Origin of the sequence: Xanthomonas hortorum, from assembly GCF_040279205.1 — a bacterium.
In the GTDB taxonomy this organism is placed as follows: domain Bacteria; phylum Pseudomonadota; class Gammaproteobacteria; order Xanthomonadales; family Xanthomonadaceae; genus Xanthomonas; species Xanthomonas hortorum_F.
Window position 1 is genome coordinate 33281 of record NZ_JBEOLS010000038.1, and the last position, 16989, is coordinate 50269.

At 58.8% G+C, this 16989-nt stretch carries 15 protein-coding genes and 1 tRNA gene; 8 read left to right on the forward strand and 8 right to left on the reverse strand.

Annotated elements, in window-relative coordinates:
• Nucleotide 1 precedes the first annotated feature (1 nt).
• Nucleotides 2-1843 (reverse strand): glycosyltransferase family 39 protein, encoded by a 1842-nt coding sequence (locus ABS769_RS14800; protein ID WP_317061299.1) that lies wholly within the window; start codon nucleotides 1841-1843, stop codon nucleotides 2-4.
• 37 nt (nucleotides 1844-1880) lie between these two features.
• Here ABS769_RS14800 and ABS769_RS14805 point away from each other — a divergent pair, with 37 nt between their 5' ends.
• From ABS769_RS14805 to ABS769_RS14820, 4 genes are read left to right on the forward strand one after another with little or no spacing between them, the layout of a single operon-like run.
• Nucleotides 1881-2834 carry an AAA family ATPase gene (locus ABS769_RS14805; protein ID WP_317061298.1) on the forward strand — a complete coding sequence of 318 codons (954 nt, stop codon included), beginning with the start codon at nucleotides 1881-1883 and terminating at the stop codon, nucleotides 2832-2834.
• Between the two features lie 5 nt (nucleotides 2835-2839).
• Complete coding sequence (locus ABS769_RS14810) at nucleotides 2840-3796, forward strand: DUF58 domain-containing protein (protein ID WP_317061297.1); 957 nt, start codon at nucleotides 2840-2842, stop codon at nucleotides 3794-3796.
• A complete protein-coding gene (locus ABS769_RS14815; protein ID WP_317061296.1) occupies nucleotides 3789-5741 on the forward strand; it encodes a DUF3488 and transglutaminase-like domain-containing protein in 1953 nt (650 codons plus the stop codon). The genes ABS769_RS14810 and ABS769_RS14815 overlap by 8 nt, the downstream gene beginning before the upstream one ends.
• Complete coding sequence (locus tag ABS769_RS14820; RefSeq protein ID WP_115047990.1) at nucleotides 5738-6271, forward strand: Slp family lipoprotein; 534 nt, start codon at nucleotides 5738-5740, stop codon at nucleotides 6269-6271. Before ABS769_RS14815 ends, ABS769_RS14820 begins: the two co-directional genes overlap by 4 nt.
• A 111-nt stretch (nucleotides 6272-6382) precedes the next feature.
• Here the strand turns inward: ABS769_RS14820 and ABS769_RS14825 are convergent, their stop codons facing one another.
• From ABS769_RS14825 to dnaX, 4 genes are all read right to left on the reverse strand, one after another.
• Nucleotides 6383-6733, reverse strand: a complete 351-nt coding sequence (locus ABS769_RS14825) for a histidine triad nucleotide-binding protein (protein ID WP_006448425.1) — start codon at nucleotides 6731-6733, stop codon at nucleotides 6383-6385.
• Between the two features lie 105 nt (nucleotides 6734-6838).
• Nucleotides 6839-7435 carry a recombination mediator RecR gene (gene recR, locus ABS769_RS14830; protein ID WP_006448426.1) on the reverse strand — a complete coding sequence of 199 codons (597 nt, stop codon included), beginning with the start codon at nucleotides 7433-7435 and terminating at the stop codon, nucleotides 6839-6841.
• A 99-nt stretch (nucleotides 7436-7534) separates the two neighbouring features.
• A complete protein-coding gene (locus tag ABS769_RS14835) occupies nucleotides 7535-7855 on the reverse strand; it encodes a YbaB/EbfC family nucleoid-associated protein (protein WP_005913896.1) in 321 nt (106 codons plus the stop codon).
• A 6-nt stretch (nucleotides 7856-7861) separates the two neighbouring features.
• The gene (dnaX, locus tag ABS769_RS14840; RefSeq protein WP_317061295.1) at nucleotides 7862-9931 is read right to left on the reverse strand and encodes a DNA polymerase III subunit gamma/tau; all 2070 of its coding nucleotides are present in this window, start codon (nucleotides 9929-9931) and stop codon (nucleotides 7862-7864) included.
• A gap of 233 nt (nucleotides 9932-10164) precedes the next feature.
• Here dnaX and ABS769_RS14845 point away from each other — a divergent pair.
• The 3 genes from ABS769_RS14845 to ABS769_RS14855 all read left to right on the forward strand — a co-directional run bounded on the left by ABS769_RS14845 (nucleotide 10165) and on the right by ABS769_RS14855 (nucleotide 12515).
• A tRNA-Ser gene (locus ABS769_RS14845) sits at nucleotides 10165-10257 on the forward strand.
• An 81-nt stretch (nucleotides 10258-10338) separates the two neighbouring features.
• A complete protein-coding gene (locus ABS769_RS14850) occupies nucleotides 10339-11829 on the forward strand; it encodes a site-specific integrase (protein WP_350498191.1) in 1491 nt (496 codons plus the stop codon).
• Nucleotides 11826-12515 (forward strand): hypothetical protein, encoded by a 690-nt coding sequence (locus tag ABS769_RS14855; protein WP_317061294.1) that lies wholly within the window; start codon nucleotides 11826-11828, stop codon nucleotides 12513-12515. Before ABS769_RS14850 ends, ABS769_RS14855 begins: the two co-directional genes overlap by 4 nt.
• 316 nt (nucleotides 12516-12831) lie before the next feature.
• On the opposite strand, the gene ABS769_RS14860 is transcribed toward ABS769_RS14855, so the two are convergent.
• Together ABS769_RS14860 and ABS769_RS14865 are read right to left on the reverse strand one after the other, a co-directional pair.
• On the reverse strand, nucleotides 12832-12975 hold the full coding sequence (locus tag ABS769_RS14860) for a hypothetical protein (RefSeq protein WP_350498192.1): 144 nt from the start codon (nucleotides 12973-12975) through the stop codon (nucleotides 12832-12834).
• Nucleotides 12976-13096: 121 nt separating this feature from the next.
• Nucleotides 13097-14707, reverse strand: coding sequence for a MobA/MobL family protein (locus ABS769_RS14865; RefSeq protein ID WP_317061319.1), 1611 nt, complete (start codon nucleotides 14705-14707; stop codon nucleotides 13097-13099).
• A 429-nt stretch (nucleotides 14708-15136) separates the two neighbouring features.
• Here ABS769_RS14865 and ABS769_RS14870 point away from each other — a divergent pair, with 429 nt between their 5' ends.
• A complete protein-coding gene (locus ABS769_RS14870) occupies nucleotides 15137-15952 on the forward strand; it encodes a DUF6216 family protein (RefSeq protein WP_317061292.1) in 816 nt (271 codons plus the stop codon).
• A gap of 168 nt (nucleotides 15953-16120) precedes the next feature.
• Here ABS769_RS14870 and ABS769_RS14875 read toward each other — a convergent pair whose 3' ends face one another.
• Complete coding sequence (locus ABS769_RS14875) at nucleotides 16121-16810, reverse strand: N-acetylmuramoyl-L-alanine amidase (protein ID WP_350498193.1); 690 nt, start codon at nucleotides 16808-16810, stop codon at nucleotides 16121-16123.
• Nucleotides 16811-16989 lie beyond the last annotated feature (179 nt).

The following is a 16989-nucleotide window of genomic DNA, read 5'->3' on the forward strand; positions in this document are numbered from 1 at the left end:
ATCAAGGTGCGAAAACGGTGATGGGCTGTTCCCACCAATCCTCGACGCTGCCATCGTGGCCGTGCAGGCGCAGCCCCAGCCAATGCGTGCCGGGCGGCACCGCGTGGGTATCGAGCGTGGCGGTGAAGCCGACGTTGGGGTGTTGCGGGTCGGTGGAGATCTTCCAATACGGGCGCACATCGAGCAGCGTGCCGTAGTCGGCCTGCGCGGCCGGGCGGCCGTCGAGCAGCAGTTCTACATCCGACAGGCCGACGCCATCCTTGAATGCCCAGCCGCGCACTTGCACCTGCCCGGACACGCTTACATCGGGCAACGGCGTATCGATCCAGGCCATCGCCGGAGCGATGCACGGGCCGGGCTGACGTTGTGCGGGCAGTGCGAACAACAGAAAGCGTTGATAGCCATGATCGGTAGACACCACCGTGGGCGGCGGCAACGGCCCGACCATGTCGCAGATGGCGTGGTAACGCTTCAGCAGGTCGCGATAGCGCTGATCGCTGGGCGAGAGCACCAGCAGCCGCGGTCCGGCACGCGTGCCGTCACTGAGCAATCCCCACTGCAGCAACTGCGCGCTGCGTCCGTGCTTGTCGTTCAAGTCCGCGCGCAACACTTCCACGTTGGCATCGTGCAACTGGAAACCGAGCTCGGCACCGACCTTGAAGTTTTCCGCCAGCACCCGCGTGCCCGGCGGCATCTGCGCAAGTTTGACCTTAACCGCGCCCGCCAGATGGCTCCATCCCGCGAAATTGCGCGGGTAGTATTTTTCGCCGGCCGCATGCGCACGAATCGACGGCACCGACACCGCCAGGTAATAGCCGTATGCGCCCAACGTGCCGAGCAAGGCGATCACCCATGCGGCGCGACGCAGCGTATGTGGCCAGCGCATCAGGATGACCGGCACCGCGACCAGCAAGGCCAGATAGCCCGGCAGCGGCCAGTGGAAACTGATCCGCTCGGCATCACTGAAGAAACCGAGCACGAAGATCGCCACGGTCGAAATGCCGCCCAGCAAGCCGAAATACCGCCATTGCGCCCGCGAGCCGCCGCCGGCACGCGTGCCAGCAAGCCCGACCTTGACCATCGCCCAGGCCAGCAGCGGGGTCACCAGCACCGCCTGTATCAGCAAGAACCACAGCCCGGTGATCTGGAAGCGCCATGGATGCCGGTCGACCAACTGAAAGCGCAGCCCGGCCTCGTCATGGTCGGTATTCCAGAACAACAGCGGCAGCCAGCTCATCGCGCCCACGGTCAGCGCCATCCAGATGCGTGGGTCGCGCATGACCGCGCGCCCCTGCGGAATGCACAGCAACGCGATGCAGCCCACCCCGATCACGCCGACAAAGCGGTAGTGACTGAGCGCGCCGATCACCAGACCAATGGCGAGCTCGAGCGCACTGGTGGCATCGACTTCGCGCAGCAACCGCGCGCCGGCATCCATGCACAGCACCGCCGCCAGCGCCATCGGCACATCCGGCACTGCCAGAATGCCGAGCGTGGCCGAGAGCGGCATCAGCAGGGTCAGGCTGCCGGCCTGCCAGCCCAGCGTGGAGCCGAACCAGCGCGTGGCGATATGCGCGATCAACCAGGGAATCAGAGCGGCAATGGTCAGAAATGGCAGGCGCAGCGCCAGCAGATGATGTCCGCCGACTTCCACACCCAGCCGCGCCAGCCAGGCCGTCATGCCGGGCAGATCCGAATATGCGGCGGCCAGATGCTGGCCTTCCTGCCAATAGAACGCCTCGTCCACGAACAGCGGCAGCCGCGCGGCAATCAACAGCTTGACGGCTGTCGCCAGTGTCCACAGGATCACGAAAGTGCGATGTGCGCGTTGGTCCCCTTGCATTGCCCTGTGCACTCTTCTTTTCACCTACGGAATTGTGATGTCGACACCGCTGCGTTCCACGGAAATGCTAACCGATGCGCTGCGCCAATCGCTGCGGCGCGCACAAGACCAGGTCAATTCGCTATTGCTGGGCAAGGCGCAGGAAGTGCGTTTGGCATTCGTGGCGCTGCTGTCCGGCGGGCATTTGCTGATCGAGGATCTGCCCGGCCTGGGCAAGACCACCCTCGCCCACGCGATGGCCTCCAGCCTGGGACTGGGCTTCCAGCGCGTGCAGTTCACCTCCGATTTGCTGCCGGCCGATGTGCTGGGCGTATCGGTGTACGACGCCGCCTCGCGCCAGTTTCAGTTCCATCCCGGCCCGGTGTTCACCAACGTGCTGCTGGCCGACGAAATCAACCGCGCGCCGCCACGCACGCAAAGCTCGCTGCTGGAGGCAATGGCCGAACAGCAGGTCACGCTCGATGGCGTCACCCATGCGTTGCCCGAACCCTTTTTCGTGATCGCCACGCAGAACCCGGTCGATCTGTCCGGCACCTTCCCGCTGCCGGATTCGCAACTGGACCGTTTCCTGCTGCGGCTCAGCCTGGGCTACCCCAGCGCCGATGCCGAGCGCGCGCTGCTGTCGGGCGTGGACCGGCGCGAATTGATCGCCCAGGCGGTGCCGCAACTCAGCGATAGCGACGTGGTCGCGCTGCGCGCGGTGGTGAACCAGATCCATACCAGCGATGCGCTGATCGGCTATGTGCAGGCCTTGCTGCTGCGCAGCCGCCAGCACGCCGGGGTGCGCGTCGGTCTGTCGCCGCGTGCCGGTATCGCGCTGCTGCGCGCGGCCAAGGCCTACGCGCTGCTGCTCGGGCGCGAGCACGTGCTGCCGGAAGATGTGCAGGCGCTGTTCGTGGCCGTGGCCGGGCATCGGCTGGTGCCGGAGGCCGAATCTTCGTCCGGGCCGGCAATGGCCAAGGCGCTGCTGCACAGCGTGCCGGTGGACTGACCCAGGTGCGTGCGCATTTGCGCGGCATCGGCCGCCGCCTCAGCCTGCTAGCGCGTCCGCGGGGCGCGGAGGCCTTGCCGATCGTGCTGGATCGGCGGCGCATCTACGTGCTGCCCACACGTTTCGGGCTGTTCGTCACCGCCTTGCTGCTGGCAATGCTGCTGGGTGCGCTGAACTACAACAACAATCCCGCCCTGCTGCTGGCCTTGCTGCTGGCGACCGCCGGGATTGCCAGCAGCATCATGGCGCACCTGCAATTGTCGGCGCTGCGCATCGAGGCGGTGTCGGCCGAGCCGGTGATCGCAGGCGAGCCATTACGCATGCGCGTATCACTGGCGCGTCGCGACACCCGCGTGCGTCGCGGATTGCGTCTGGACCATCTGGAAAGCAGCGGTTTCTGCTCGTTGATCGAGCACGACATGGCAGAGGTCGACCTGCTGGTGCCCACCGAACGCCGCGGCTGGCAGGACATCGAACGCATCCGCCTGTCCAGCACCCAGCCGCTGGGGCTGGTGCGCGCCTGGTCGTGGGTATGGCCAGAAACACCGCTATTGGCCTACCCCAAACCTGAGGAACAAGGCCCGCTCCTACCTGAAGGCGCCGGTTCGCCCAACCAGACCCGCCTGCACGCGCAAGGCGAAGAACTGCATCAATTGCGTCCTTACCGCGCTGGCGATGCGCCGCGAACGATTTCCTGGAAACACTCGGCGCGCCGCGACAGCCTGCTGGTGCGCGAATACGAGCAACCCCTGGGCATCGAAGTCACGCTGGACTGGCGCACGCTCAACGCACTGCCGTACGAACGCCGCATTGCGCGGCTTGCCCGCTGGATCAACCTGGCCGAGCGCGACGGGCGACGCTACCGGTTGCTACTGCCGGGCCAGCCGCCACTGGGACCTGCGCAAGGGCCCTCGCACCATCACCTGTGTCTGCGCGCCCTGGCCTTGCTTCCTCATGACTGAGCCGTCCCTCCCGATCACACAGGCCAGCCGCGGCTGGGTGCTGGCCACCAGTTGGCTGGCGCTGGCGCCGTTGCTGCTGCAGCTGCCTGGCCTGCTGGCCGCCACCATCGCCATCGCTGCCGTGCTGGTCGTCGTACTGAGCTGGCGCGGCACCTTGATGGCACCGGTGCGGCTATTGCTGGTGGTCGCGATGCTGGCAGCGGTGTATTGGCAGATCGGCATGCGCTTCGGGCGCGACACCGGCTGCGCGGTGCTGGCGTCGATGCTGGCGATCAAAGCCTCCGAACTGCGCACCTTGCGCGATGCACGCAGCCTGCTGGGCTTTGCATTGTTCGCCCCCTTCGCGGCCTTTCTGCTCGACCAGGGGCCGGCGACGATGGGCCTGGCGCTGCTCGCGGTGGTCAGCGCGCTACTCAGCATGCAGCGGCTGGCCGACGAGGAGCACCGCACCGGCACGCCTGCGCTGCGCCTGCAGCTACGCGGCATCGGCAAGCTGGTCGCCATCGGCGTGCCGTTGGCGCTGGCCACGTTCTGGCTGTTGCCGCGGCTGAGTTCGCCGCTGTGGGGCGTGCCCGAGCGCGCGCTGTCGCGTCCCGGCCTGTCGGACAACATGTCGCCGGGCGAATGGATCGACCTGATGGCCGACGACAGCCCGGCCTTGCGCGTGCAGTTCACCGGCAAGGCACCGCCGCCAGAGCAACGTTATTGGCGCGGGCCGGTGATGTGGGACTTCAACGGCCGCACCTGGCAGCGCGCGCGCTGGACCGGCCGCGCCCAACCCGCATCGGTCACTGCCGGGCCGCAGACCTACCGCTACCGCCTGGACTACGAGCCCACCGACCGTCGCCAACTGGTGTCGCTGGATCTGCCCACGCAAGCGGTGGCCAATGCCGAGCTGTCGCCCGACTACGAACTGTTTGCGCAGCGGCCATTGAGTGCATTGACGCGTTGGGAGCTGCAATCGGCGCCACCGGCACGCTTCGACACCGACCTTCCAGACCAACTGCGCAAGCGTGCGCTCGCCTTGCCGCCCGGTTTCAATCCACGCACGCTCACGCTGGCACGGCAATGGCGCGCGGAAGCCGGCAGCAACGACGATGCCGTGCTGCGGCGGGCGCTGCAGTGGATCACCCGCGAATTCGCCTACACGCTGGATACGCCGCTGCTCGGGCGCAATAGCGTCGACGAGTTCCTGTTTCAACAGAAAGCCGGTTTCTGCGAGCACTTCAGCTCTTCGTTCGTGGTGCTGATGCGCGCGGCCGGCATTCCGGCGCGGGTGGTCACCGGTTATGCCGGCGGCACCTACAACGGCTTCGGCAATTACTGGGTGGTGCGGCGCATGGATGCGCATGCCTGGACCGAAGTCTGGCTGGCCGGGCGCGGCTGGGTGCGCGTGGACCCCACCGCCGCAGTGGCGCCGGAACGCATCTACGACACGCTCGAAGACCGCGTACAGACCGGTGCAGGCAACAACTTCGCCCAGCTCGGTGCCTGGGAAAGCCTTGCCCAGGTCAGCGATCTGCTGCGCCGCGGCTGGAACGACCTGGTGCTGTCCTTCGATGCCGACCGCCAGCAACGCTTGTTGCAGCCGTTCGGCATCGATCGCCTGGATACCTCGCAGTTGGCTGCCATCTTCGGCATATTCGCCGTCAGCGCACTGGCCTGGATGGGCTGGTTGCTGGCGCGCGGCGAGCGTGAGCGCGACCCGCTGCTGCGTGCCTGGCACCGGCTCGGCCGCCGCTATACCAAGCTTGGCCTCGCGCGTGAACCCTACGAACCGGCCATCGCCTGGGCGCAACGTGTCGCCCGTTCACACCCGAATACGGCATTGTTGCCACTCAGCCAACGTTTCGCTGCCGCGCGATACGCTGGCGCTGATTCGGACAGCGCCTCACTCCTTAAAGATCTGCTGCAGCATCGCCCGCGAACCGGAGCTTCCTCATGAGTACCCGCTTTCTTCTTCCCATTGTCGCTGTGCTCGGGCTCGCAGCCTGCGCGACTGCGCCCAAGCCGCTGCAGGGCCAGTTTCCTACGGTCAGCCCGAGCGATTCCACTGCGAGCGCCCAGGTCGGTACGTCCGTGCGTTGGGGCGGCAAGATCATCCAGACCACGCCAAGCCAGGGCCAGACCTGCTTCGAGCTGATCTCGCGCCCGCTCAATGCCAGCGGGCGCCCGGACCGCAACGCCGTGGATGCCAGCGATGGCCGCTTCCTGGCCTGCCGTTCGGGCTTCTACGATCCGGCCGTGTTCGAGCCGGGCCGCGAGGTGACCTTCATCGGCAAGATCGAAGGCTATGAAACCACCAAGATCGGCGAGTACGACTACAAGCTGCCCAAGGTGAATGCCGACGTGGTCTACCTGTGGCCGGTCGTGCGCGAGGTGGATGTGGTGCCGGCCTACCCGTACGGCCCGTGGGGCGACCCGTGGGGTCCGCGCTGGGGCGGTGGCTGGGGCTGGGGCCGCGGCTGGTGGTAATCGACCGCTGAGTCAGTGACACGCAAAAACGCCGCTCGCAGGGAGCGGCGTTTTTGTTTATGCGATACGGCTGCTCGAACAGGCACTGATGCGCTTGATCAAGCAACCAGGTCAGGGCGTGCCGAACCGTCCCAACGGCGCGCCGGCCAGCAGATGCAGATGGATATGGAACACCGTCTGGCCGGCATGCTCGCGGCAGTTCATCACGATGCGATAGCCGTCCTGTGCCAGCCCCTGCTCGCGTGCATACGACGCTGCAGCAAGTGCGAGCTTGCCCACCAACAGCGCCTGCTCCGGCGGCACGTCGTCCAGCGTGGGAATGGCGTGCTGCTTGGGAATGAAAAGCACATGCACCGGCGCCTGCGGTGCGATGTCCTGAAAGCCCAGCACCTCGTCGTCTTCGTAGACGATGTTGGCCGGGATTTCGCGACGAATGATCTTGCCGAAGATGGTGTCGGTCATGGGCGGAGAATCGGGAATCGAGAGTAGGGAATCGCAAGAGCTTACCGCGCCCGTCATCGCTTTCGCTTCTCCGATTCCCGATTCCTCAATCCCGATTCCCGGCGCTCAAAGCACCTCGCTGCGGGTGCCGAACGCGTGCGACAAGGTGCCGCGATCCACGTATTCCAGCTCGCCGCCAAGCGGCATGCCCTGCGCGAGTCGGCTTGGGCGCACCGCATGCTGTCGCGCCAGTTGCGCCAGGTAATGCGCTGTCGCCTCGCCTTCCACGGTGGCATTGGTGGCGATGATCATTTCGGTGACTTCACCGGCGGCCAGACGCTCGCCGAGCCGGTCCAGCCCCAGCTCGCGCGGGCCGATGCCATCCAGCGGCGACAAGCGCCCCTGCAGAATGAAGTACAGCCCGCGATACCCGGTGGCGTGCTCGATCGCCAGGCGATCGGCCGGCGATTCGACCACGCATAGCTGTTGTCGGTCGCGACTGGCGCTGGCACAGATCGCGCAGATCTCCGACTCGGTGAAGTCGCGGCACTGCGCGCAATGCCCGACCTTCTCCACCGCATTGGCCAACGTCGTGGCCAGGCGACGCCCACCCTCGCGCTCGCGTTCGAGCACGTGGTAGGCCATGCGCTGCGCCGATTTCTGGCCCACACCCGGCAACACCCGGAAGGCCTCGATCAGTTGTTCGAGAAGGGATGAGGACATTGAATGGCCGGGATTCGGGAGTGGAGATTCGGGATGCGCAAAGGCAAAAGCAATCTCGCTTTTGCCAATCTCCAATCCCGAATGCCCAATCCCTGCTCCTTAGAACGGCAGCTTCATGCCCGGCGGCAACTGCATGCCGGCGGTGGCCGAGCCCATGCGGTCCTTGGACTCGGCATCGATCTTGTTGGAGGCATCGTTGAAGGCGGCGGCGATCAGATCCTCGGCCATCTCCTGGTCGGAGAGGATGCTCGGATCGATCCGCACCTTGCGGCACTCCTTGGCGCCGGTCAGCGTCACGCTGACCATGCCGCCGCCGGCAGTGCCGGTGACTTCCAGCTTGGCCAGTTCTTCCTGGGCGCGCTGCAGGTTTTCCTGCATCTTCTGCGCCTGCTGCATCAATTGGGCAATGTTCCCACGCATGTGTCGTTACTCGTCGTAAGGGCGGATGGAATCGGGAACCACCCGCGCGCCCTGCTGCTGAATCAGCTGCTGCACATTCGGGTCGTTCATGAAGGCGGTTTCGGCCGCGCTCTGGCGCTCGCCTTTCTGGCGATTGGCCCGCTCATGCAGGGTCTCGACATCGGCACTGCCGGTTTCGATGACGATGCGCGGGGTGTTTCCCAGCTCGGGCGCGAGCGCTTGCGCAAGGTTGGCGATAGAGCGTTCGGAGTTCAGATATTCAAAGCCCGGCGCCAGCGCCAGACGCAGCACGCCATCGCGATGACTGACGAAGGCAGCATTGGCCGCAAGCTGGCGCGAGGGGCCGTTCAAGCCGCTGCGGGTGACCAGCTCCAGCCATTGCTCGGCGTCGGCAATCTGGCCGTCATCGAGCAGGACGGACGGATCGGGTGTTGGCGATGCTGCGGATACAGCAGTCGCGGAGGGGGTCGCCACAGCCGGCGTTGCATCCGCGGCGAGCGCCGGCGCCACAGCAGCCACCGGAGGCGCAACTGCCGCTTCAGGCGCAACCGCGACAGGTTGTGGCGCCACAACTGCTGCCGGAGCTGCCATTGCGGCTTCCGGCGCGGACACAGCGGGCGACGCGGAGACGGGCGCAGATTTCGCACGCACGGGCGCATCGTCCATCGCCCAGGGCGGCGTGTCGTCGTTGCGCGCGGGGGTGGCTGACGGCGAAGCATCCGAAGAGGCCGCCGGAGCAGTCAGGACGACAACCGGTGCAGGCGCTGTAACGACCACTGCGGCTGCGGGAGCTGCGGGCGCCGGACGCGCCACGTCCACCGCAACGGCAGCCGGCATCGCTTCAATCACCTCGGCATGCTTGGCCGCTGCCTGCTTCGCGACTGCAGCAGGCACCGCCGCGACCGGTGCAGCAATTTGACCGCCAGCTGCTGCCGAATGCGCACCGCTACCGGCGCCAGCACCGCGTCCGTCGTCAGCGCCACCAGCCGGCACCGCCGCCGCAGGACGGAAGGCGAGCATGCGCAGCACCGCCATTTCGAAACCGGCGCGCGGGCTCGGCGCCAGATACAGATCGCGACGCCCGTTGAGCGCCATCTGATACCACAGCTGCACCACTTCCGGCCGCAGCTGCGCGGCATACGCGGTCGGGTCGATGCCATCGCCGACAAACGCCACCGACGGCACCAACTGCTGCACCTGGATGCGGTGCAAGGCCTCGGCCAGCGCCTCCAGCACGCCGCTCCAGTCGGGCGAGAACTCGGCCAGCGCGGCGACCACCTGCAACAGGCGCGCGCCATCGCCGTCGGCCAGCGACTGCAACATCGCGCCGACCTGGGTGCGATCGACCGTGCCGAGCATGGTGCGCACCACGTCCTCGCGCAACGCGCCGCCGGCATAGGCGATGGCCTGGTCGAGCAGCGACAGGCCATCGCGCAGCGAGCCGTCGGCGGCCTTGGACAGCTGCACGATCGCCGATGGATCCGATTCGATCTGCTCGGCGGCCAGGATCCGGGTCATCTGGCCCTGAATCTGATCTTCGTCCAGCCGCTTGAGGTTGAACTGCAGGCAGCGCGACAGCACCGTCACCGGCAACTTCTGCGGGTCGGTGGTGGCCAACAGAAACTTCACGTGCTCCGGCGGCTCTTCCAGCGTCTTCAGCAGCGCGTTGAACGCCGCTTTGGAGAGCATGTGCACTTCGTCGATCAGATAGACCTTGAACTTGCCACGCGAGGGCATGTACTGCGCGTTCTCGATCACCTCGCGCACATCGTCCACACCGGTGTTGGAGGCGGCGTCGATTTCCAGCAGGTCGATATAGCGGCCGGCATCGATATCCAGGCAGGCCGGGCACTGACCGCACGGATCGGCGCTGGTGCCTTGCTCGCAATTGAGCGACTTGGCGAAGATGCGCGCGATGGTGGTCTTGCCCACGCCGCGGGTGCCAGTGAACAGAAACGCGTGGTGCACGCGCCCACTGTCGAGCGCGTTACTGAGCGCGCGGACCACATGTTCCTGGCCAACGAGTTCGGCAAAACGCTTCGGGCGCCACTTGCGGGCGAGAACAAGATAAGACATCGGGCAACCAGCTTCCTCTGAACCGATATTGTGCCATGGCGCGCCAGATTGATCGTTCAGCAGTGGTACCCGGCCGTCCCCCGCTGACCGAGGTCGCCCGGCAAGCGTGTTTGCTTAACTGAGGGCCTACATCGGCGGCATGCTCCCGACCGCAGAGATCGTTCGCCTTGTTAACCGCGCCCGCGGCGGCTAGAATCCCGCTCCTGCCGCTGACCCAGTCGGACGGCAGGTACGGAGAGGTGTCCGAGTGGTTGAAGGAGCACGCCTGGAAAGTGTGTAAGCGTCTAAACCGCGCTTCGGGGGTTCGAATCCCCCTCTCTCCGCCAGATTACGCAAGCCCCTGTTTTTACAGGGGTCTTTGCAATCTGACAAGATCTTAAACGGGGCACAAATCGGGACACATCCCGATGAGAATTCCCCATCATTTGATTCGCTCCGCCTCTGGCCGATGGTCTTTCCGACAGAGAGTGCCCCTTGACCTCCAAGCCAGGCTTGGGAGACGGGTCATCAAGCGGACGCTTCGAACCACCGAACTGCGACAAGCGCAGATCCAAGCCATCAGGCTTGCGTCGAGCTATGCTCAGGTCTTCAACGCAGTTCGGGGACTGTCGATGGACCGGATGAGCACAAAGGATGTAGATGCGCTCGTTGAGCGCTTGACCCGTGCCGAGAGTCAGAAAGATCTGACGCTTCATCGCACTCAGGCACCAGATGGGACGGTGACCGAGCAGTGGCAAATTGATAATGAAGACGATGTGCGGCTCTACCGTAAAGCCCAAGGCTGGACATCCTCTTCTGAGGTTGCCTCGATTGGCATGCTGCCACCTGAGCTGATTGAGCAAAGAAGGCCTGCGGTCGCTTCTGTCGATGAAATTATTACGATGGAAAAGGCTCGGGATGGATGGTTAGCGACTTTGAAAGCTACGACGCTCCCGAAGACCTACACCATCAAAAAGACGGCGATTGACTTCCTGGTTAAATTTTTGGGACCGAAGACCAAGCTGCATACCATCAAGCGTCCAGATCTGGCCCGGTGGTATCAGCACATGCGGGAGGGTGGATCATCGACACCAACCCTTGTGAACAAGCAGTCTTACATTGGTGGCAGAGGTGGCTTCTTCGATTGGGCCATGAACTCAGGCTTTTATCCCAAAGGCGACAACATTGCCTCAGGCCATGTTGCTTTTCCGGCTCGTGAAAAACGTGCTCGGCGAAAACATGGCTTCAAAGCGTATGACAAGCACCAGATCCAGGCATTGTTTGATCCCAGCAACTTCGAGAAATTGTCACCGAGTGCCCGTTGGGCGTCATTGATCGGCTTGTATACGGGAGCAAGAGCTTCGGAAGTTGGCCAACTTCTTTTAAATGATGTTTTCAAAGATGGCGATATCGTTTGCATCAAAATTAATGATGAAGGCGAATTTCAGAAGGTCAAAACGGATGTGAGCCTCCGAACTGTGCCGATCCATCCTGATCTGCTGGCGTTGGGATTTTGGGAGTGGACGGAAGAACTTCGGGCAAAAGGCCACGACCGACTTTTCCCACAAGCCAAAGCCAATGCGACGAACGGTGCGGGAAACTGGATCAGCAAGGCTTTCAGCCGGCATGTTGCAGAAGTCGGGAAGAACTGGCCCAAGGCAAAGCGAGGCTTCCATTCTTTGCGAAAGACCCTGATCCAGGAGCTTCAAGGTGCAGGAGTTTCATCGGAACTGCGTGCCCAAATTGTTGGACATGAGCTTGATGATGAGCATCATGCGACTTACAGCAGAGAGTTCACCAATGCGGAGAAGCTCCAAGGCATGGGATCCCATTCGCCCGGGCTCAATACCGTTAATTACGCCCTAAACCTCAGCACCCTTGCAAAATTACTCAGTCATGAAAAAGGAAATTTCAGATGAGCATAATGAATTTTATAACGCAAATATTCAAAAAGGGCTTGCAAACCAACAGTGAAGTTCGGCCAACCAACCTTGCGACGCCCACCGATTTCGAGGAAATAATATCGAAATTGGAAAAAAGGTTATCCATACTTGAGAAGAACGACGATAAAATATCGACAATTGAGAATAAAATCAATTCAGAGGCCGAACCAAAATTAACCGTTGGCTCAAATCTACTCACATTAGTTCTAATCGTATTGGTCACCGCAATAATAGTGGGCGGCCTTGTAATTATTAGCAGCCGTGATTTAATTAAGCTCGCTAACTATCTAGCTTACGTCTTTCCAATATTTGCAGGAATGAGCGCTGGCATCGGACTCTATGTGAGGAAGCCAAAGCTTGGAGAAATAGACCCAGCTGGAAATTCCCCAGAAGCACTATATTTTCAGCTCTCAATTTGGTTCTTGCTCTCAGGACTATGCGCCTTCTTCGTATCCACCAAGATGCAAGGCGACATTTTTTTGAACATATTTGGTTTTGCAGGAACCGTCATATCATTCTTTTCCTTCATAAAGAATAAAGAAAACCTACGTGACGGCGGAACGAATGGAGATAGGCGATTCAGACCCCTAGCAAAATTAATTCTTGCTTTCAACGTAATTGCGTCAATCGGCTGGGCTGTAATGCTCATTTTTAGGTTGTAGCGAGAAGAAACACCAAACCAATCCAGAATAAGATAAGTAGCGCCCAACCTAGCGTGACAATTACTAATGAACTTCTCAACTCGGAATTGAGGGATGAGTAATTTGACCAAAGACCTATAAACCTTTTCATATCTCAATGCCTTTCTACCATCAACGCAATATCTACAAAAATTTGAATTTGTCAAGAAGTAAGCCAAAGGGATTTTAATACCCCCCCTCGGCTCTTATATTTTCAAAGATGCACACCCTACATTTGATGCTACATCTGTATCTGATGAGCCTACTCCTAGGAGCGGAGGCACCTATAAACCATGATTTATTCTTCTTCAATGGCGTCAATGGAACCGTCATTAGCAAACCTTCCGCAAATAAAAAACGGATTGTTAATTTCCACCAACTCCAATTCTTCATCAAGTGACAAAACTTCGTCGCCGTCAACTTTATTCGACGGTTTACCCATCATATTTATTCCCCGCACCAGGTTCTTTTTTTAACAATTTACAGTGAACTACTTCAAAGTCAAACTCAATAAATAAAAGTGGTGCAACAAGATATTGCACCACTTCAAAACCTGTGTGAACTTACAATTTCGGCGACTTGAACCTAAGTTGCCATTGGCCGGACTCGCCAGATTTTAAGACCTCGTTCGATGGATGATTTTGCGGACTCTGCACTACTGGCACATCCATCTTGAAATTCTTCTCGAAACTTTCCCTTGCCTCATTCATGGCACTTCGTGCATTTTTAATCCGCCCCTCTCTAGAACTCATGACTTGCTTCGAAACCATATATTTCGCTTTCTGAGCCTGACGAGCAGCCAAAGCTGACTTAGCCGTTGGCGTTTCACCCTCAAACTCCGAAAGTCTCGCCTTTACAGCCAGATATTCGCACTGGGCGCGGTAGGGACTCACCAGCATCCTCGCATAGCGAACCAATGCTTTACCCAACAGCTCCGTGTCCTCGAAGAGAAATGGCTTTGTCGCGTAGTGATCTACTCTGCGACACATTAGGGCTTCATAGGCTTGGTTAAAGCAGTCTTCAATTTGGATGCCAGGGATGCTATTGAGGATATCCAACGCTTGCCGAGCCATTTCATGCTGCGCTTCTAACCATTGCTCAATCAGCTCCGCTTGCTCATTTAAAATATCTGCGCCTTTGCCTGTTGCTCTCGCCAATCGTGTGACTTTGCTGGCTTGTCTGGTCAATGGGCTATATCGCGTATGGATACGGTTTAGAACCTGCTGACTTGGTCTGTGGCCATTCGAATAAAGTTGCTCATCAAAACGACCACTCTCCTGCGGGGCAAAGCTCCCCTGCCCTTTCTCTCTTGCTCGATCACGAAGCGCTGCTTCATGACTGTGGCTGGCAGGCACATTATGGACTAGACGGTTTTCCCGGGAAGACTGGCACTCTTTTAAAATTTGAGCAAAGCGGCGATCCGCTGGTGTTACCTTTTCTCCCAAGACCACAGCTTTATAATGACGCTTAGCTTGGAAGAATTCCCCACGAGAGATGCGCTTTTTCGGCGCCCTGGTGAGTGCTCTGGCCTTCTCATAATCGCCTTGCTTGAAAGCATCTCGTGCCTGAGCTTTGAGTGTTCGGTGGTCCACTCTTGCTTCGACACCAGCCATAATGAGATGCGCATTGATGGTGGATGCGATCTTCCCACGAAGGATCTTCATCTCAGTGGCCCCTGCCCCTTGCCTTGCATCTAACTCGGCACAGGCCCGCTCCCCTAGTCCATTGGCATCGACCTTTCGGGCTGAGACGAGAAGATGCACATGATGATTTCGCTGATCCCCTCTTCGACCAGGTGAGTGAACAGCCACCAGCACAGCAGCTTGATAACGATCGACAAGCAGCTGGCCAAGTGCAACCGCAAGCATTCTGCGCTGTGGAGCGTCTAAACTGTTTGGCAAGGAAACTTCGACTTCCCTCGCCACGCGAGCATTTGCTCTCGTTTCTTGCTGCTCATTAATATCCCAGAAGCTTCGAACATTGAGACACCATCTCGGTGCCCCATCGGGAGCAAGCATTTGTTGTGAAACAACGCCCGATCTTTTCCGATATTTGTGCGTCGTCTTGTGAGTTGTATCCCGCAGATTGATCCCTGCACGATAAGCGGCCGCTGCCACTGATGATTGACCTTTGCCACGACTAAACGATTTGATACTGACATGATAAATTGCCATTAATTCCCGGTTGAGGTTGGTTGATAGTGGGAGTATCAAAATGGCTAAATGCGCTTCCGTCTAGATGACAAGGCCTGTTGCGAATTAGAGAGATACGTCACAGTTTTTTTTGCCATTATTCGCATGCGACAACGACTCATTCGTCTCGAAAGAGACGGCTTCTCATCGCGAAAGCGATGCCCACGGTTTTTGCGAAGCAAATAACCATATGTGGGCCCTTGCCCTCTCTATTTTGGGATATCGACAAAGAGGATTAGAAGATATAAATAAAGAACATAAGCAGTAAGTTACCAATAACCGCTGGCGAGCCTAAAATAAAAATGAACGAAACCTGTACGGATTGAGAAATAATTCGATCTCGAAAATACTCCCCAAGCAATTGCAAGAAATAAAAAACCACCAATCACAACCAGAGGGCAGCTACAAAAAATGGAATGGCTCAAATTTTTAACAGGCGAGATCGCTGCTGGCTCCATCATCGCTTTTCTCTTAGCAGCTGTATTTGCATGCTGGCGCTCAGGCTCTCTCCATCCTATCAATACTCGTGTCTTGCGATTATTTATCAGCAAAGACGACATTGAAGACACAGTCATTCGCAAGAATTTGGCGGATCACTCCGCGCTCGCGGGATTTCGAATGACACATCAAATTCGCGCCCAAACGCTAAAAGACGCTAAGGCCCTCATTACCTTTTCGGATTTACACAACATCCCGCTCAAACTGATTGGACATGCAGGGTGGGCGTTTGATCTCAAAAGCCATGTCATCCACCCTAAAAGAGTCCATTCTAAAGGATGGTCTCTTTTACCATTTGGTGCAGTTATAGTATTCCTTATTCTTGCTGCCATACTTTGCATAATTGCCAGCAATGACAGCTTGTTGGTGACCTTGAAAGAGACACATACGAGTCTATTTATTTCAGAAACGGAGGCAAAGACGACAGGGCTTTTCTCAATCAAAAGTGAAACACTAACTATTGAGCAATGCAAGAACACCGCCGAAAAACAAGTCATCCCGCCCACATTCGACCCAAGAGACCTTAAAATTCTTTGCGAGGTTTGGGCAGATCCAACACTGAAACCGCATCTAGCGAAAGAGGTGCCTAAGCAAAGACATGCATCACTGTTTGCCTTCGTGGTCGCACTATGGTGCGCTTGGCAGTTCTATACCCTATTCAGAGAGTTGATCTCTGCAAATAAACTGAAAGATCTTCTTGAAGAACGTCAGCTAGGCACAAGCCAGTAGCATCGCATGCAGCTTAAATCAGCGCAAAAAATGAGGAGGGTTTCGCCTCCTCATTTTTATATTTCTATTTTAAGCTAGCTTAGAGTGCAGCATGGTTAAACCTGTACGGCTTCGATGAGGTGTCGGTGGAGGCTCTGCCCTCTCGACAAGATATATTTCAACCTTTTGTTAGCTGCCAGCAACAACCTGTTGACACGTGACATTGGATTTGACGGCGGCCACCTTGACGCCATCAGCATCCACAGCAGTTGTTTCAACGCCATAGACGATTGTCGCGGTCGAAGCAGACGAATTGCACCCAAAATTCCAAGTGAAAGTATCGTCGGTAGTCGAATTGATCGTAAAATCGCCATCATTGCAACTGCCACGGGGGCAGGTGACATGGGCATGAACTTTGATCGGAAATTGTGGAAAGCCTTCGAACTTTACTACGACCGGCGGACGAGTTTTATTGGGACCACTAATATTGGCAGCACTGATCAACTTAAATGGCTTGCAGACTTTTGACTCTCTTGAGAGACGCGCGCCCTTTTCGATACCTTTGGCCATGAGATCTTGGAAGACAGGGTCGACCATAGCTGCTGCATCGTTGACATTGTCTTTAAAGCCTACCTCAACGACCACTGCCGGAAGATTTGCGAAGTTATTCTCACCGTAAAGAGTCGTCGGCTGTTGAGTAGTAACAGCCCAAGTTGCATATGTCGAATTTGAATTGATGACCTCTTTCATGGCACAAGTAAGATTTGATGCCAAGGTGGAGGCACCGGCTTTACTACTATTATAGAATAAGCGACTACCTGAGGCAGTGGTCTGAGGAGTGCCTGCATCAGATGCTGCATTCGTATGGATGGTGATCATCTGGTCAGCTTGAACATGATTCGCATACAAGCCTCGCGAACGGATGTCATCATGTCGACTCCCCGTAATTCAATGCCAGCTAAAACTAGAGGTCTTCGGTTGATGTTGATCACGGAACTCGGCGGGCGTTAGCCCGCCCAGGCTGTCGTGCGGGATCTGCTGGTTGTAGTCGGCCAGCC

Bases quoted from the DNA above. Each gene is read 5' to 3' on its own strand.
- ABS769_RS14870 (WP_317061292.1), top strand. From the start codon at position 15,137: ATGGAATGGCTCAAATTTTTAACAGGCGAGATCGCTGCTGGCTCCATC.
- ABS769_RS14805 (WP_317061298.1), top strand. From the start codon at position 1,881: ATGTCGACACCGCTGCGTTCCACGGAAATGCTAACCGATGCGCTGCGC.
- ABS769_RS14855 (WP_317061294.1), top strand. From the start codon at position 11,826: ATGAGCATAATGAATTTTATAACGCAAATATTCAAAAAGGGCTTGCAA.
- ABS769_RS14815 (WP_317061296.1), top strand. From the start codon at position 3,789: ATGACTGAGCCGTCCCTCCCGATCACACAGGCCAGCCGCGGCTGGGTG.
- ABS769_RS14835 (WP_005913896.1), bottom strand. From the start codon at position 7,855: ATGCGTGGGAACATTGCCCAATTGATGCAGCAGGCGCAGAAGATGCAG.
- ABS769_RS14800 (WP_317061299.1), bottom strand. From the start codon at position 1,843: ATGCAAGGGGACCAACGCGCACATCGCACTTTCGTGATCCTGTGGACA.
- ABS769_RS14825 (WP_006448425.1), bottom strand. From the start codon at position 6,733: ATGACCGACACCATCTTCGGCAAGATCATTCGTCGCGAAATCCCGGCC.
- recR (WP_006448426.1), bottom strand. From the start codon at position 7,435: ATGTCCTCATCCCTTCTCGAACAACTGATCGAGGCCTTCCGGGTGTTG.
- ABS769_RS14850 (WP_350498191.1), top strand. From the start codon at position 10,339: ATGAGAATTCCCCATCATTTGATTCGCTCCGCCTCTGGCCGATGGTCT.
- ABS769_RS14865 (WP_317061319.1), bottom strand. From the start codon at position 14,707: ATGGCAATTTATCATGTCAGTATCAAATCGTTTAGTCGTGGCAAAGGT.
- ABS769_RS14875 (WP_350498193.1), bottom strand. From the start codon at position 16,810: ATGATCACCATCCATACGAATGCAGCATCTGATGCAGGCACTCCTCAG.
- dnaX (WP_317061295.1), bottom strand. From the start codon at position 9,931: ATGTCTTATCTTGTTCTCGCCCGCAAGTGGCGCCCGAAGCGTTTTGCC.
- ABS769_RS14820 (WP_115047990.1), top strand. From the start codon at position 5,738: ATGAGTACCCGCTTTCTTCTTCCCATTGTCGCTGTGCTCGGGCTCGCA.
- ABS769_RS14860 (WP_350498192.1), bottom strand. From the start codon at position 12,975: ATGGGTAAACCGTCGAATAAAGTTGACGGCGACGAAGTTTTGTCACTT.